At 68.4% G+C, this 14,863-nt stretch carries 17 protein-coding genes; 10 read left to right on the top strand and 7 right to left on the bottom strand.

The features are described 5' to 3' along the window. Nucleotides 1-8: 8 nt before the first annotated feature. Nucleotides 9-974, bottom strand: a complete 966-nt coding sequence (locus NO978_RS00910) for a metal-dependent hydrolase (protein ID WP_257297626.1) — start codon at nucleotides 972-974, stop codon at nucleotides 9-11. Between the two features lie 58 nt (nucleotides 975-1,032). Further along, nucleotides 1,033-1,614: a mechanosensitive ion channel family protein gene (locus NO978_RS00905; protein ID WP_257297625.1), complete on the bottom strand. Its 582-nt coding sequence runs from the start codon at nucleotides 1,612-1,614 to the stop codon at nucleotides 1,033-1,035. A gap of 160 nt (nucleotides 1,615-1,774) precedes the next feature. On the opposite strand from NO978_RS00905, the gene NO978_RS00900 reads away from it, so the two are divergent. Next, the gene (locus NO978_RS00900; RefSeq protein WP_257297624.1) at nucleotides 1,775-2,956 is read left to right on the top strand and encodes an alanine--glyoxylate aminotransferase family protein; all 1,182 of its coding nucleotides are present in this window, start codon (nucleotides 1,775-1,777) and stop codon (nucleotides 2,954-2,956) included. A 23-nt stretch (nucleotides 2,957-2,979) separates the two neighbouring features. Here NO978_RS00900 and NO978_RS00895 read toward each other — a convergent pair whose 3' ends face one another. Beyond that, nucleotides 2,980-3,303: a hypothetical protein gene (locus NO978_RS00895; protein WP_257297623.1), complete on the bottom strand. Its 324-nt coding sequence runs from the start codon at nucleotides 3,301-3,303 to the stop codon at nucleotides 2,980-2,982. Between the two features lie 145 nt (nucleotides 3,304-3,448). After that, nucleotides 3,449-3,688 carry a DUF5816 domain-containing protein gene (locus NO978_RS00890; protein ID WP_089732796.1) on the bottom strand — a complete coding sequence of 80 codons (240 nt, stop codon included), beginning with the start codon at nucleotides 3,686-3,688 and terminating at the stop codon, nucleotides 3,449-3,451. Nucleotides 3,689-3,788: 100 nt separating this feature from the next. Between NO978_RS00890 and NO978_RS00885 the strand changes: the two genes are divergently transcribed. The 4 genes from NO978_RS00885 (at nucleotide 3,789) to NO978_RS00870 (ending at nucleotide 8,494) form a co-directional block, all read left to right on the top strand. Beyond that, complete coding sequence (locus NO978_RS00885) at nucleotides 3,789-5,138, top strand: bifunctional UDP-sugar hydrolase/5'-nucleotidase (protein ID WP_257297621.1); 1,350 nt, start codon at nucleotides 3,789-3,791, stop codon at nucleotides 5,136-5,138. A 76-nt stretch (nucleotides 5,139-5,214) separates the two neighbouring features. Continuing rightward, entirely contained in the window at nucleotides 5,215-6,612 is a 1,398-nt protein-coding gene (locus NO978_RS00880; protein WP_257297620.1) for a bifunctional UDP-sugar hydrolase/5'-nucleotidase, read from the top strand. Nucleotides 6,613-6,691: 79 nt separating this feature from the next. Further along, nucleotides 6,692-8,053: a bifunctional UDP-sugar hydrolase/5'-nucleotidase gene (locus NO978_RS00875; protein WP_257297619.1), complete on the top strand. Its 1,362-nt coding sequence runs from the start codon at nucleotides 6,692-6,694 to the stop codon at nucleotides 8,051-8,053. Between the two features lie 36 nt (nucleotides 8,054-8,089). Beyond that, a complete protein-coding gene (locus NO978_RS00870; RefSeq protein ID WP_257297618.1) occupies nucleotides 8,090-8,494 on the top strand; it encodes a universal stress protein in 405 nt (134 codons plus the stop codon). On the opposite strand, the gene NO978_RS00865 is transcribed toward NO978_RS00870, so the two are convergent. After that, the gene (locus NO978_RS00865) at nucleotides 8,495-9,517 is read right to left on the bottom strand and encodes a mechanosensitive ion channel family protein (RefSeq protein ID WP_257297617.1); all 1,023 of its coding nucleotides are present in this window, start codon (nucleotides 9,515-9,517) and stop codon (nucleotides 8,495-8,497) included. A gap of 96 nt (nucleotides 9,518-9,613) precedes the next feature. On the opposite strand from NO978_RS00865, the gene NO978_RS00860 reads away from it, so the two are divergent. After that, nucleotides 9,614-10,357: a proteasome assembly chaperone family protein gene (locus NO978_RS00860; RefSeq protein WP_257297616.1), complete on the top strand. Its 744-nt coding sequence runs from the start codon at nucleotides 9,614-9,616 to the stop codon at nucleotides 10,355-10,357. 83 nt (nucleotides 10,358-10,440) lie between these two features. After that, on the top strand, nucleotides 10,441-11,499 hold the full coding sequence (locus NO978_RS00855) for an HTH-type sugar sensing transcriptional regulator TrmB (RefSeq protein ID WP_257297615.1): 1,059 nt from the start codon (nucleotides 10,441-10,443) through the stop codon (nucleotides 11,497-11,499). Nucleotide 11,500: 1 nt separating this feature from the next. Here the strand turns inward: NO978_RS00855 and NO978_RS00850 are convergent, their stop codons facing one another. Beyond that, the gene (locus tag NO978_RS00850) at nucleotides 11,501-12,352 is read right to left on the bottom strand and encodes a translation initiation factor eIF-2B (protein ID WP_257297614.1); all 852 of its coding nucleotides are present in this window, start codon (nucleotides 12,350-12,352) and stop codon (nucleotides 11,501-11,503) included. 87 nt (nucleotides 12,353-12,439) lie between these two features. Between NO978_RS00850 and NO978_RS00845 the strand changes: the two genes are divergently transcribed. Both NO978_RS00845 and NO978_RS00840 read left to right on the top strand, forming a co-directional pair. After that, a complete protein-coding gene (locus NO978_RS00845; RefSeq protein WP_257297613.1) occupies nucleotides 12,440-12,742 on the top strand; it encodes a hypothetical protein in 303 nt (100 codons plus the stop codon). 59 nt (nucleotides 12,743-12,801) lie between these two features. Further along, nucleotides 12,802-13,032 carry a hypothetical protein gene (locus tag NO978_RS00840; RefSeq protein ID WP_257297612.1) on the top strand — a complete coding sequence of 77 codons (231 nt, stop codon included), beginning with the start codon at nucleotides 12,802-12,804 and terminating at the stop codon, nucleotides 13,030-13,032. Nucleotides 13,033-13,285: 253 nt separating this feature from the next. On the opposite strand, the gene NO978_RS00835 is transcribed toward NO978_RS00840, so the two are convergent. Beyond that, the gene (locus NO978_RS00835; protein ID WP_257297611.1) at nucleotides 13,286-14,263 is read right to left on the bottom strand and encodes a DUF502 domain-containing protein; all 978 of its coding nucleotides are present in this window, start codon (nucleotides 14,261-14,263) and stop codon (nucleotides 13,286-13,288) included. Nucleotides 14,264-14,368: 105 nt separating this feature from the next. Between NO978_RS00835 and NO978_RS00830 the strand changes: the two genes are divergently transcribed. Next, entirely contained in the window at nucleotides 14,369-14,854 is a 486-nt protein-coding gene (locus NO978_RS00830; RefSeq protein WP_257297610.1) for an N-acetyltransferase, read from the top strand. Nucleotides 14,855-14,863: the final 9 nt, after the last annotated feature.

Here is a 14,863-nt window from a genome sequence, read left to right as displayed (position 1 = left end):
CGCCCCGTTCAGACGAGGAGGTAGAGCCCGCCGTAGGCGACCAGCGCGAGCGTGACCGCCGCGAGTCCGGTCGTGACCGAGCGAACGCCGTGGGCCGCGACACCCCGGCGGACGGTCTCGACCGCCATGCTCGTCCGGGTCGGGGCCGCGACTGGCATCGCGAGCACCGTCCCGACCGCGAGGATGGAGAACACGAAGTGGTACGAGACGTCGAGCGTCGGTGGCGGGAGCAGGAAGAAGACGCCGCCGTAGGCGAGGCCGGCCGTGGCGCGGGGCTTGACCCGCGGGCGGCGGTCGGTCACCCAGCAGAACGCGAGCAGCGCGGCCCAGACGACCGCCAGCTCCAGCGCGAACGCGCCCAGCAGGTGGAGCGTCGGGTCCGCCGAGAGGAGGACGCGTCCGGGGAAGATGGCGGCGTCGAGCGGCCAGAGCATCGCCGGCGGCTCCCCCGTGAACAAGTCGCCGAACGGATGCGAGGCGAGCCCGACGACCGCCACCGCGAAGGTCGTCCGCGCGTCGAGCTGGCTGCTCTCGCGGACGATGGCCGCGACGGCGACGCCGGCGAGCGAGAACGCGCCGAGGACGACGAGGCCGAGCAGGCCGTGGAGCGTGGTGGCGACGACGGTCAGGCCGCCGAGCAGGGCGAAGCCGCCGACCGTCGCGCGGCTCGCGTGGCGTCCCTGGACGACGACGAGCGCGAACGCGAGGGCCGCGACCGGGGCGACGACGAGCGAGTGCGTCATCGACCGGTGGACGACGGTGCTCGCCGACCAGAACGCCGTCGTCATGGAGAACACGCCGTCGAACTCCGCGCCGGCGAAGCCGGTGAGCGCGTACACCATGTCCATGTCGGGCACCGCAGCGAACGCCCCCGCGGCTGCGCCAGCGGCCAACGCGCGTCCCGGCGAGGCGTCGAGGGCACGCGCTACCGTGGCGACGAGTGCGAACGCCAGCAGCGAGTGCCCGATCATCATGTCAACTTCAATACGTCGCGGCGGGTAATAAGTCACTCGCCAACCGTGTGATACCGTCTCAGTCCTCGGCAACGGCCGCGTCGCTCGGCTCGCCGCGTTTCGTCCACTTCTTCTCTATCTCGGCGTTCCCACGGACGACGGTGTCGCCGTCGACCGCGAACCGGGTCTTGCGGAGCTCGATGGTCGTCACCTCGCCGCTGACGTCGCCGACGGTCACCTCGTCGCCGGGGTTGAAGTCCGGGTCGCGGAGCAGGTAGACGCCGGCGACGGCGTCCGCGATCATCCCCGAGAGCGCGTAGGAGACACCGAGCGCGACGAAGCCGGCGGAGGTCCCCAGTGCGGCGGCGAGCTCGGAGAGCCCGACGACCGAGAGGAAGGAGAGGGCGACCGCGAACCAGAGCAGGACGGCGACGATGGTCGAGAGGAACTGACGGTAGACCGGTGCCTCGCCGGGGAGTGCCCGCGTAAGGACCCGCCGGACCACGACCATCACGAGCTTCACCAGCAGGCTGGCGAGCACGAGGAACACGATGCCGGCCAGTATCTTCGGAAGTGCCTCGGTGATATCCGTGACGAACAGGTCGAGCGAGCGCTGGACGACCTCGACGACGCCGGTCGGTGGGTCGGGCTGGTCCTGCATGGCCAGTTCCTCGACCGCGGGGGTGGTAAAACTATAGCCGACCCCAGCGACGGTCGGACGCGGCGACGGACGTGGGAGGCGGTCGGCTCCCGGGGCGCTGGACGCCTTCGCCACGGGTCGGCAAGGTAGCTTTTTCCCGCGACGGGCTGATTCACCCGGTATGCAGGACGCACCACAGGTGGGCGAACTCACACCGCCGAACCGTACGCTGATGGGGCCCGGGCCGAGCGACGTCGACCCGCGGGTGCTCCGTGCGATGAGCACACCGCTCGTGGGCCACCTCGACCCCTCGTTCATCGAGGTCATGGACGAGGTGCAGGACCTGCTCCGGTACACGTTCCGGACCGACAATCAGTGGACGATTCCGGTGTCGGGCACCGGGAGCGCGGCCATGGAGGCGGCCATCGGCAACGTCGTCGAACCCGGTGACACGATGCTCGTCCCGACGAACGGCTACTTCGGTGGTCGGATGGCCGAGATGGCCCGCCGCGCCGGCGGCGATGTCGTCCACGTCGACGCGCCGTGGGGCGAACCGCTCTCGCCCGCGGACGTCGCCGACGCGTTCGCCGAGCATCAGCCCGACGTGTTCGGCTTCGTCCACGCCGAGACGAGTACCGGAGTCCGCCAGCCCGACGTGTCAGAACTCACCAGCATCGCCCACGGGCACGACGCCCTCGTCGTCGCCGACAGCGTCACCAGTATCGGCGGCGTGGAACTGCGCGTCGACGAGTGGGGTATCGACGTGGCCTACGCCGGCCCGCAGAAGTGTCTCTCCTGTCCACCGGGTGCGTCGCCGCTGACGCTCAACGACGACGCGATGGACAAGGTCCTCTCCCGCGAGGAGCCCGCACGCTCCTGGTACCTCGACCTCTCGCTGCTGGAAGGCTACTGGGGCGAGGAGCGCGCGTACCACCACACGGCACCCATCACGAACGTCTACGCGCTCCGCGAGGCGCTCCGACTCGTCGCCGAGGAGGGCATCGAGAGACGGTGGCAGCGTCACGAGCGCATGGCCGGGGCGCTGAAGGCCGGCGTGGAGGCGATGGGGCTGGAGATGAACGCGCCCGACGAGTACTGGCTCCCGAGCCTGAACGCTGTCCGTGTCCCCGCCGGCGTCGAGGACGGACAGGTCATCTCCCGGCTGCTCGACGAGTACGACCTCGAGATCGCCGGCGGTCTCGGCGACCTCTCCGGCGAGATATTCCGCATCGGCTGCATGGGCCACTCGGCGCGGCCGAAGAACGTCACCTACCTCGTCAACGCGCTCGGGAGCGTGCTGGAAGAGGAGGGCGCAGACGTCGACCCTGCCGCTGGCGCTGCGGCGACCGCGAAGAAGCTGTAGCGGGGCGCGTTATCTGTCCCCGGTCAGATGGCGGGCGGTGCGCGCTCGACCTGGTAGTCGGCCTCCTCGTCGACGCCGATGACGGCCCACTCGTACTCCGGGTCGGTCTCGCGGACGCGACGGCGGACCGTGTCGGCGTGTTCCGCTCGGGTGACGAAACAGCGATACGAACCGGGCGAGGTGGACTCGGGCGGATTGGGCAGGTCCTCGGTGGCGGTCACGTGGACGACTTTCCAGTCTCGTTCCGCGCGGACTTCGTCGCCGTCTGTCGTGACGGTGTAGCCGAGGCGGCTGAAAATCGACTCCGCTTCCTCCCGCAAGTGCCGATTCGTGTTAACGGGGCACATTCGGTAGCTACTACCACGGCCACGGTAATAAGCGTTCACCCAAGCTACCAATCGGAAAGCCGTCGACGGGCGCTGTGGTGCCGGAATCCCGCTGGTGACCGATTCGAGCGGCTCGCCGCCGGAGGCTGGCGGAGCGACCGGTCACTCACTCGTGAGCCGCGTCCCACTCGGTCGCCTTGCGGAAGTTCTCGCAGACGTTGCACTGGATGCGGCCCATCGAGTCCATCGCGTTGTCGACGGTCTCGCAGTTCGCACAGAACCAGCCGTACTTGCGCTCCCGGTCCGGCGTCCGGTAGACGACGAAGAACGGTGCCTTCGAGCCGCGGTCGCCCTCACGCCGGTCCACGTACACCGTCTCACCGTCGGCCGTCCGCAGCTCCTCCAGCGCGTGCTCGCTCATGCGACGGCTTTGGGGATAGGGTCGCTTAGGTCTGTTCGTCTCGACGGGGAGAACCGTTTTGAACACGGCCGAACGAGCCACGGATATGACCCTCCGACTGCTGCACTACGCCGATCTGGAGGCCGCCTACGACGTGCCCGAACGGGTCGGGCGGCTCGCGACCGCCATCCGCAAGCGCCGCGACGACCGCACCGTCGTGACGGGCGGTGGCGACGACACCGGGCCCTGTGTCGTGGACTTCGAGAGCGACGGCGGCCACGCCGCGACGTTCCTCGACGCGGTCGAACCGGACGTGGAGACGTTCGGCAATCACGAGTTCGACGGGCCGACGGAGAGCGCCCGCCGGCTGGCCGGGGAGACGCCGCCGACCTGGCTCACCGCGAACCTCTCCGAGGCCGACGGCCGCCGGTTCGCGGCCGAGGCGACCGAGCCCTGGACCGTCGTCGACACCGCGGCGGGCCGGGTCGGTCTCTTCGCCGTGACCACGCCAGTGCTCGGCGACATCAAACCCGACCTCGAACTCGACATCCGGGACCCGGTCGCGGCGGCGACCGAGGCGGTCGACGCCCTGCGGGACGCCGACGCGGAGACCGTCGTCTGCGTCTCCCACTGCGGCGACGACGAGCCCATCGCCCGCGCCGTCGACGTGGACGCGGTGCTCGGGGGCCACGTCCACGAACCCCGCGACGAGGTCGTGGCGGGGACCCGACTCGTGCGTCCGGGTGCGGCCGGTGAACATCTCGTCGAGGTCCGCATCGACGACGGCGAGACGGAGACGCGGTTCCACGACGTGACCGACCACGAGCCGGACCCGGCGCTAACGGGCGAGCTCCGGGGCCAGCTCGACGCGCTCGGTCTCGACGAGGTCGTGACCCACGTCGACGGCAGCGTCGACCGTCGCGCCCGCGAGCCGTCGCCGGTCGGGACGTTCGTCGCCGAGTCGTTCCGGCGGGCCGGCGACGCGGACGTGGGGCTGGTGAACAGCCGGACGATGCGGGACTGCGGCGTCCCGCTCTCGGGTGCCGTCCGCCGCGTCGACCTGCACTCGCTGGTGCCGTTCCCCACCGGGCTCGTCACGGTCGAACTCGACGGCGACGAGCTCCGGTCGGTCGTCCGGGAGGCCGGCGAGGAGCACCGGGACCAGGACGGAGCGCGGTGGAACGGCCAGTTCGCCGGCCTCGACGTCGTCTGGGACGCCGACCGGGACGTGCCCGCGGAGCTGTCGGTCCGTGGCGAGCCACTCGCCGACGACGCGACCTACCGGCTCACCACCATCCCCTACCTCGTCGTCGAGGACATCGAGTTCCCGACGCTGACGGAGGACCAGGTCGTCGCCGAGCCCGGAACCATCCACGAGGCGATGGTCGCGCACGCCGAACGGGCAGGTATCCCCACGGAGCCGGTTGAGTGGTTCCAGCGCGTCGACGGGCCGTAACGGCCGCCTCCGAGCGCGCGGGGGGTCCTGACAGGGAAGGAGAACGCTCATGACCCGATGGCCGCACGGCTTCACTATGTCCCTCCGTATCCTCCACTACGCGGACGTCGAGCGAGCGCCGGACGACCCGGAACTGCTCGCACGACTCGTCGGCCTCGTCCGCGAGCGCCGCGACGAGGAGACGCTCGTCTTCGGCGCGGGTGACAACCTCGGTCCGGGCGTGCTCTCGCTCGTGACCGACAGCCGCCACGCCCTCGACTTCTTCGACGCCGTCGAGCCCGACGGCGACACGTTCGGCAACCACGACTTCGACCGCGGCCCCGAGGTGACCCGCGACGTCGTCGCGGACTCCCCGATGCCGTGGATCTGTGCCAACGTCCACGCCGACGGCGAGCTGTTCGCCGCCGACGAGGGCGTCGTCCCGTGGACCGTTCTCGAGACTGACGAGCACCGCGTCGGCGTGACCGGTGTCGCGAACCCGGACACACCCGACATGAACCCGGACGCCAGGGGGCTCACCTTCGCAGACCCCGTCTCGACCGCCGGCGAGGCGGTCACCGAACTGCGCCAGCGGCAGGTGGACCACGTCGTGGTGCTCTCACACTGCGGCGACGACACGGCCCTCGCCGAGCAGCTCGACGTCGACGTCGTCCTGGGCGGACACGCCCACGAGGAGTACATCGATACGGTGGCGGGAACACTGCTCGTCCGCGCCGGCTCGAACGCCTCCGGGCTCTCGGAGGTCGTCTTCGAGGACCGCCCCCGGGGCTACCGGCTGCCGACCCGCGACGCCCCGGTCGCAGCGGACCTCCTCGACGCGCTCGATACCCGTCGTCTGGAGGCGGGCCTGACGGACGAAGTCGCCAGCCTCGACGAGCCAGTATCGGTCGACCGGGCCGACACGAAGCAGGGCGAGAGCCGCGTCGGCAACCTCGTCACCGACGCCTACCGATGGGCCGCAAACGCCGACATCGCGGTCCACTCGTCGGGCGGCCTCCGACCGACCGACCCGCTCGCCGGCGACGTGACGGCGGCCGACGTCATCGGCCTCTGCCCGTTCGAGAACGAGCTGGTGTCGGTCCGCATCACCGGCGAGCAGGTCAGACGGACCGTCCACGATGCGGCCCTCGCCCAGTACGGCGACGAGGTGCCGGCGCACTGGTTCGGCCACCTCAGCGGCCTCTCGGTCGTCTGGGACGACGTGGCCGACGAGGCACGGGAGATACACGTCGGCGGCGAGCCGCTCGACCACGACGCGACGTACACGCTCGCGACGAGCGGCTACTACGTCGAATCCTCCCACCTGTTCGACGGGTTCGGACCCGAAGATATCGTCGACAGACACGGCCAGCAGTACGACGCGGTCGTCGAGTACGCACGGCAGAACGACGTCTCTCCACGTATCGAGGGCCGGGTTCGGCGACCGACACTCGACGACGTTCGGGACGGCACGCCCGACGACGTGCCGAGCTGAAGGTCGCGCCGGCCACCCAGCCAGCGAAGGCCCTGCCGGAACGACACGTTCATACTGGGACACCCGCTACCGGGAGTGGATGTCTCCCCGTCTGCTCCACTACTCCGATGTCGAGAACGCCTACGACGACCCCGACCGAATCGGGCGGCTCGCCGGCACGCTCGCGGCCCTCCGCGACGACGACGCGCTCGTCGTCGGCTCCGGCGACAACACCTCCCCCGGGGTGCTCTCGCTCGTGAACGAGGGTCGACAGGCGCTCGATTTCTTCCACGCCGTCGACACCGACGTGGAGACCTTCGGCAACCACGACTTCGACTACGGGCCCGAGGCGACCCACGACCTCGTCGCCGACTCGCCACAGACCTGGGTCTCCGCGAACGTCCGAGACGGCGACGACCGCTTCGCGGCCGGCGAGACCGAACCGTGGACCGTCCGCGAGGTCGACGGCGCGCGCGTCGGCTTCTTCGGCGTCACCGACCCGAAGACGCCGTCGATCAATCCGAACGCGACCGAACTCCACTTCACCGAACCGATCGCTGCGGCCGAGGAGGCGGTCGCGGCGCTCCGTGACGCTGGCGTGGACTACGTCGTGGCGGTCTCCCACCTCGGCCGCGGCGACGAGGAGCTCGCCGTCTCGGTCGACGTCGACGTGGTCCTCGGTGGCCACGTCCACAGCGTCGTAGAGGAGTGGATCGACGACACGCTCCTCCTTCGCCCCGGCGTCAACGCCGCCGCCGTCTACGAGGTCGAACTCGGGCCCGACGGTCCGTCGGCCATCCGCCACGACCCGATGGACGGCAACCGTGACGAGGCGCTCGCGGACACCCTCCGCGACCGGATGAGTGCGGCCGCTCTGGACGAGGTCGTCGGCCACGTCGACGAGCCCATCGAACGGACGAACTCGGCGGCGTTCCGCGGCGAGAGCCGCATCGGGAACTTCGTCGCCGACGCCTACCGCTGGGCGACCGAGGCCGACGTCGGCCTCCAGAACTCCGGCGGCATCCGCGAGGGCGACGCGCTCGACGGCGAGGTCACCATCGCGGACCTCGTCAGCGTCGTCCCGTTCCAGGAGCCCGTCGCCATCGCGGAGGTCTCCGGCGCGGAGCTGCGCGACGTGTTCCGCGAGGCCAGCGGCGCGAACCTCGCGTTCGGCGAGCTCGACTGGTGGCACGCCCACCTCAGCGGCGCGTCGGTCACCTGGGACCGGAGCGAGCACGAACTCGTCGACGCCACCGTCGACGGCGAGCCGGTCGACCCCGAGACGACCTACACCGTCGCGACGACGGACTACCTGTTCCACACGGACCACGAGTTCCCGACGCTCGACGAGGACCACCGGGTCGCGCTCCACGACACCCAGTACGAGGTCCTGGCGGCGTACGCCCGGTCGGTCGGCGTCGACCCGTCGGTCGACGGCCGCATCGTCTGGCGTCGTGATTGAGAAGATTTACGCGGTTCCGTGGACTTCCTCATACCGATGACCCGCGTCGTCGTCCCCGTCCGGTATCCGCTGAGCAAGCACTCCAGAGCCACGCTCGAATCTGCCATCGACATCGCGACGGAACGCGACGCTGCGCTGACGGTCCTCCACGTCGACCTCTACCAGAACGGCAAGCGCGTCTCCCGAGCCGACCTCAAGCGGGCAACCGAACGCGAGTTCGGGACCGTCCCTCACGCCCGGTACGTCGTCCGCCGTGGGTTCCTCGTCGAGGAGACCATCCTGGACGAAGTCGCCGCCGAGGGTGCGGACGTGGTCGTCATCGGCTCGAAGCAGGTAGGCCGGTGGCACCGCATGCTCCGCAAGGTCGTGGACGAACCCGACATCGACGACTACCTCCGGCGGAACCTCGACTGCGAGGTCCTCACCGTCGAGGCCCAGTAATCACTCCTCGCGTTCCTCCGGAGCCTGTCCTGCACGTCCAGTGGGCTGGCCCTCACGCTGCATCTCCACCGGGAGCGAGCCGCTCGTCTCGTCGAAGACCACGTGGGAGTGCGGGTACGGGATGTGGACATCCGCGTCTTCGAGCTGGGCCCACACCCGTTCGTTCACCTTCGAGCGCACTGTCATGAGCTTGTACGGCTCCTTCGCCCAGTAACGGAGGACGAGCTGCACGCCGTGGTCGGCGTACTCCTCAATGTAACACGTCGGCGCGGCCGGGTAGCGTGCCGACCCGATTCGGATGTCCGGACCACCCGTGATGACCTCGTCGACCCTCCTCGCTGCGGTCTCCATCAGATTCCGGGCCTCGTCAAGGTCACCCTCGTAGGTGACGGTGAGCTTCAGCGAGAGCCGCGTGCGCTCGTCCTCGGCCGAGTAGTTGACGACGTCGCGGTCACGGATGGAGGAGTTCGAGATGACGATGAACGTGTTGTCGAGCGTGAAAATCTTCGTGTACCGGATGGTGATGTCCTCGACGAACCCGCGGGTGTTCGTGTCGGAGATCTCGATCATGTCGCCGATCTCGTAGGGCTGGTCGGCGAGGACGAAGACGCCGTTGATGATGCTCCCGACGATGGGAGCGAGGACGATACCGAGCACCGCGGAGAACACACCGACTGAGAGGAGTATATCGCTCCCACGGAAGCCGACGATGGCGAGTGCGATTCCGACCGCGACGAGCATTATCGCCAGCCGGACCGATCTGAGGACCGTCTGGGTGATGCTCGGCCGCTGGATGCGGCGGGCGATGGTGCGCCCGAACAGCCGGATGGCCAGCTTGGAGCCGTACAGCCCGATCACCAGCACCAGCACGGCCATCCCGTACTCGATCAGCCACCCCGGAATCCCCTCTGGAAGCAACTGCTCGACGAGCCGAACGCCTTCCTGAGTCGCACTGTCCGTGGTCGTCGTTCCGTTCCCGGTGGTCGTGGTTCCGCCAACCTGGGCGACCAGTCCGGGTATCATATCCCAGCCCTCTCGCTGCCCCGAAATAAGGGTTGGGACCCCGGCCGACGCGGGACCTGCTCCGGGATTTATCGCTGGCAGGGACGTACTGGTAGTATGGCTACGCAGACCATCGATGACGTGCGGTTCGACGTGTCGCACGACGAGCCGGTCTCGGACGTCGTCGTCGCCGGGTTCTCGCAGTTCGGACTCGCCGGACTCACCGCCGTCGACTACCTTGTCGAGCAACTGGAACTCGAACAGACCGGCCACATCGTGGCGCAAGACCTGCCCTCCATCACGCCGTTCGACGACGGCGTTCCGCGCCACAGTACCCGGCTGCTCTCGCGGGACGACCTGAACCTGACCGTACTGATGTCCGAGCTGTTCGTCCCCGTCTGGGCCGCGAAGCCGTTCGCACGCGCAGTGCTCGACTGGACCGAGACGAACGCCGTCGAGGAGGTCGCCATCCTCTCCGGCGTGCCGGTCCCGCACGGGCCGGAGGACCATCGCACGTTCTACGTCGCCACCGAGGACTACCGAAGCGGTCGGCTCGAAGGGAGCGAGGTTTCACCGATGCCCAACGGCTTCCTCGACGGGGTGAACGCTGCGCTCGTCGAACGCGGCATGACCTCGTCGCTCGCCGTCGGTGTCTACGCCACGCCGGTCCACGCACAGGCACCCGACGTGGACGCCGCGTTGAACCTGCTCGACGCCGTTGGGGCAGTGTACGATCTCGACCTCGAAACCGGTCCCCTGGAGGAGTTCGCGGAGCGCGTCGCCCAGTACTACGCCGAACTCGCGGAGCGCCTCGAGGCTGTCCCGGAACGCGACACGCCGGACGACCGGATGTACATGTGACGCTCTGACAGGAGCCCGTTTCGGAACAGCGTGCTACTCGAATTTCAGTAAATGGTTTAACGCTCCCCCCGAGTTGATACAGTATGCCATCCGACGACCTCCGTGGGACGATGGAGCGCGTTGGGGAGCGGTTCAATCTCGGGGAGTACGAGATCGACGCCTACCTGACTGTGCTCGAACACGGGCAGCTCACCGCATCGGAGATCGCAGACCGGACCGAGATCCCCCAGCCGCGGGTGTACGACACGGTTCGTAGCCTCTCGGACCGGAGCCTCGTCGAACTGCGCGAGTCCCGACCGATGAAGATCATCGCCGTCGACCCCGACGATGCGTTCTCCGACCTCGAATCCTCGCTCTCGGAGCTCGTCGACGAACTGAACGCCCGGTACACGGCCCCCGCTCGCGACACTGAAGCCGTCTCCCTCGTCAAGTCGCGTTCGACCATCCTCCGCTACCTGGAGGAGGTCATCGACGCCGCCGAGTACGAACTCGCGCTGTCGCTCACGCCCGACCTGCTCGAACGCTTCGAGGACCTCCTGGCGAACCGCCACCATCAGGGCATCAGCATCGAACTGCTCGTCACCCCGGCCGCCGGGGCACCGGACCCCGACGAGTTCGACTACGACCGCATCGCGACGACGGTCAGGGTTCGCCGCGGCATCACGACCCCCGTCATGGCCGTCGCCGACGGCTCCTACTCCATCTACGCCACGCAGGACGCGCTCCGGGACGACCAGGACCGCTACGGCGTCATCTTCAACCGCTCCGCCCTCGGCTTCCTCGTCTCCGGCTTCTTCGGGACGGTGCTCTGGACGACCGCCGACGAGGTGTTCGCCGACGGCGAGAACCGGCCGTTCCCCCGGCGCTACTCCTCCATCCGGCGCGCAGTGAAGGACCTCATCGAGGAGGGCGGCGAGTTCTACGCCACCATCGAGGGGCGAGACGTCGAGACCGGCACGCCCAGACTCGTTCGTGGGCAGGTCACCGACATCGACTTCGAGATGACCGAGGAGGTCGCCGGACTCACGCTCGAGACCGACGACGGTGTGGTCACCGTCGGTGGCCAGGTTGCGGCCTACGAGGACGTCGAAGCCCACGAGATAACCATCGGTCGGGACGAGCCGCCGGCAGTCGACCGCTAGCTCAGAACTCCATCACGCCTTCGTCCGTTATCGCACGCTCCAGTAGCGACACCGGCGTCGAATCGTAGGCGGGGTTGCGCACGTCGAAGCCCTCCGCTGGCTCGCGCATCACCTCGCTGGGCGACCGGAACTCGTTCTCGAAGACGAAGCCGCTCTCGATGACCTTCGAGCTGGAGCCGACGACACTCACCGGCACGTCGCAGTGGTCGGCAGTCGCCGCGATGGTGTACGTACCGACGCGGTTGTACAGCGTGTCCCCGACGATGCAGTCCATCCCGACGAACACCTCGTCGCACTCCTCGAGGTAGTACCCCGAGGCGGCGTCGGTCAGGAGATGCGTCTCGACGCGGTCGTTGCCGACGAGTGTCCGGGCCGTCTTCCGGCCGAGGTACCGGGGACGGGCCTCCGTAACGAACATCTCGACGTGTGCGCCGTCGCGCGTCGCGAGCTCGACGGCCTCGAGCACTGTCGAGGAGTAGTCGTGGGTGAGGATGGTGCTCCCGTCCTCGATGTGCTCCGCCGCGCGCTCGGCTGCCCCGCTCTTGCCGTGTTCGACGGACTCGACGACGCGCTCGACCGCCTCGCTCGTCGTCGCCTTGACATCCTCGACGTCCTCGCTGTCGGCCGTGCTCACCGTATCGACCACCTCCCGCATCGCGTTGTGCAGGGAGGCGTGGGACGGGTTCGCCCGTTGGAGCGCCCTCGCGTTGCGGTCGAGTGCCCGCTCGTACTCCTCGACGGTCGCGAACTCGCGGTCGAGCAGCTCGAGCAGGGCGCGGGTCGCCTTGACGGCGACGACCGAGGAGGAGTGGGTCTGCATCTCCTCGATCTCCTCGACGGTCTCGTCTATCATGGTCGAAACGTCGCCGCTCGGTGTCAAAGACCTTTCCACTGTGACGGGAGGCCGCGGAGCTAAGTCCGTCCGGGGCGTACTGCAGGTATGGTCTCCGTCACCTACTACTGTCCCTACTGCGAGGCGCTGACGAGCCTCGAACGCGACGCCTACATGGCCGACAAGTGCGTCACGAAGGAGCCGCTCGCGGGCTGGGAGTACGCGTCGACCACCGGCGAGTACGAGGCGGCCGACGGTGTCGAGTTCGTCTGTCTCGGTGATGCCGACGACGAGGCGGATGCTGGCTGTGGCCGCACGTTCTACCTCAGTTTCGTGAAGTACGAGGCGGGCGAGCCGGTCGAGCATCGCGTCCCGGACATCGACAAGCCCCGGTTCGACTTCCTGCGCTGACGGGTGACAGGTAGCCGCCAGCCGGATGCTTTTGTGGCGTCACCCCCGATACCGAGGTGATGGACGACGAGATACTCGACGAGCAGCGCGAACTCGTCCGCGTACTCGAAGCGCACGGCTGGGACGTGACGGAGTCTGAGCTATCGGTGTACGAGAGCCCGTGGGAGGAGGACGACACCCCGGAAGCGACCATCACGCTCACCGCACGCCGGCAGTTCCCCGAGAGCGACGTGCCCGAAGGGGCTGGCGGGGGCGACGATGACGACGACAACCCCTATCGGCTGAAGTAGCGGGCGCTCGCGGTCGGTTGGCGAACAGGCGGCACGTGTCGGACCGCATCCGGCGTGCCGCGCAACCACCCGGACCGGAGTGCGGCGTGGGTCACACCACGCCTGGTCTGGCCCCGGCTTCGCACTTGAATGGCCGGACGGCCGGCGGCGAGTTGCCGCCGCTCAGTCCTTGATGCTGCAGACGGGGAGCGTGCGTGCGACCTGGCCGCCGATGCCGAGCGCCTCGCTCCCCGGACGACCTCGCCGACGTTCCTCATGGCGTGTTCTCGTCGGTCATATCGGCCTCTGTCTGTCGGTCGTCGTCGTCCGCGTCCTCCGCCGTCGTGGCATCGCCACCGAGCTCGTGCTCCTCGCGCGCACCGGCCTGTCGCCGGCCGCCGGTCTCGATGTCGAGGTCGCCGTCGGGGACGACTTCCTCCGCCGTCTGTTCGGCTTCGTCCGCCGTCTCCTGGTCGAGTACGTCCGGTTCGACCTCGGGCTCGGCCGCCGTCCCAACGTCGTTCTCGGCCTGCTCGAACGCGGCCATCTGACTGAGTTCCGCCTCGGTGAGGTTGTCGGGCTCGCTCGGGTCGCCACCGGTCGCGACGCCGGTCGTCACGATAGTCCGGATGCCCTCCTCGACGGACATGTCGACGTCGACGACGCGATGTTCCGGCACGTGGACCAGATTGCCACCCATCACGGGGTTCGGTGCGAGCGGGAGGAAGAGCGTGACCATGTCGTTCCGGCCGACGGCCTCCTGAAGTGGCTGCGGGGTCGAGGTGGTGAGGAAGCCGATCGTGTACGTCTCCTCCTGCGGGAACTCGACGAGTTTGACGTCCCGGAAGTTCCGTTCCTCGCTCTGGACGATGACCTCGGACATCTCGCGGAAGCTGTCGTAGATGGAGCCGAAGCCGGGGATGCGCGCGACGAAGCCATCGACGTACGAGATGGCGAGCTCCCCGTACCGAAACCGGGTGAGAAAGCCGATCGTGAGCACGAGCAGGACGACGAACAGGATGGTCAGCGTCTGGACGACCAGCACCGAGACGCCCTGGCTCAACCCTGCCTCCCCGAGCGCGACGACGACGGCGTCGAGGAAGGTGAAGAGGTAGCCCGCGAGCACGTTCAACACGAACAGGGTGACGATGAGGGGGATCACGACCGCGAGCCCGGCGATGAATGCGTCCTGAACCACGTCCAGTGGTGAGAACCGTCCCGCGTCAGCCTCTCCGTCCCCTGAGGAGTTCATTCGTAGGGTGGAGGGCCGGCGCCTGTGAAAGCCTTTCCCCAAACTCTCGTGGTCCCGCTCGGGTGCCGGTGGAATTATATCGCCGTGTCCCGGAGCTTCACGACAGTGAGCGTCAACGTCGACACGCGCGTCGTCTCTCCCGGAAGCGACGAGTACGTCGAGGATGCGTGGCGCCTGAAAGAGCGCATCCGCCGGGATGAGGACGTACTCAAGCAGCGAAAGAGCTTCTTCACCGACGCGTATCGCCGGTCGAAGGTCCACCTCTTCCTCGACGAAGGCAAGGACCGGCCGGTCATCGGGTTCGCCGCAGTCCGCCGCGACGGTTACATCCTCTTTCTGGCGGTCGACCCGAGCTACCGTGGTGAGGACATCGGGAAACGACTCGTCGCCCGCGTCGCCGAGGAGCACCGCACCGTGACGTGCCACGCACGCACCAGCAACGAGAACGCGCTCCGGTTCTACGAGCACCTCGGCTTCGACATCAAGCGACGCATCGACAACTACTACGAGGACGGCGGCGACGCGTACTACCTGAAACTCGGGGACGACGTGAGCATCACGGGGCGGCTCTCCGAGTTCATGCGTCGCTGAGACGGGCCG

The sequence above is a fragment of the Haloarchaeobius sp. FL176 genome, from assembly GCF_024609245.1.
Classification (GTDB): Archaea; Halobacteriota; Halobacteria; order Halobacteriales; family Natrialbaceae; genus Haloarchaeobius.
This window is presented reverse-complemented; position numbering and strand designations above follow the sequence as displayed.